The organism is Pseudomonas sp. YQ_5, from assembly GCF_043103305.1.
GTDB classification, from domain to species: Bacteria; Pseudomonadota; Gammaproteobacteria; order Pseudomonadales; family Pseudomonadaceae; genus Aquipseudomonas; species Aquipseudomonas putida_Y.
Genome location: NZ_JBICJS010000113.1, coordinates 1 through 667, shown reverse-complemented (window position 1 = coordinate 667; position 667 = coordinate 1). Strand labels below are relative to the sequence as shown.

Here is a 667-nt window from a genome sequence, read left to right as displayed (position 1 = left end):
CAAGCCTCACGGGCAATTAGTATTGGTTAGCTCAACGCCTCACAGCGCTTACACACCCAACCTATCAACGTCGTAGTCTTCGACGGCCCTTTAGGGGATTCAAGATCCCAGTGAGATCTCATCTTGAGGCAAGTTTCCCGCTTAGATGCTTTCAGCGGTTATCTCTTCCGAACATAGCTACCCGGCAATGCCACTGGCGTGACAACCGGAACACCAGAGGTTCGTCCACTCCGGTCCTCTCGTACTAGGAGCAGCCCCTCTCAAATCTCAAACGTCCACGGCAGATAGGGACCGAACTGTCTCACGACGTTCTAAACCCAGCTCGCGTACCACTTTAAATGGCGAACAGCCATACCCTTGGGACCGGCTTCAGCCCCAGGATGTGATGAGCCGACATCGAGGTGCCAAACACCGCCGTCGATATGAACTCTTGGGCGGTATCAGCCTGTTATCCCCGGAGTACCTTTTATCCGTTGAGCGATGGCCCTTCCATACAGAACCACCGGATCACTAAGACCTACTTTCGTACCTGCTCGACGTGTTTGTCTCGCAGTCAAGCGCGCTTTTGCCTTTATACTCTACGACCGATTTCCGACCGGTCTGAGCGCACCTTCGTACTCCTCCGTTACTCTTTGGGAGGAGACCGCCCCAGTCAAACTACCCACCA

The 667-nt window shown here is 54.1% G+C and carries 1 rRNA gene; it reads right to left on the bottom strand.

The window, feature by feature from the left end:
- Positions 1 to 667, bottom strand: a 23S ribosomal RNA gene (locus tag ACF8EA_RS24885); the annotation flags it as partial.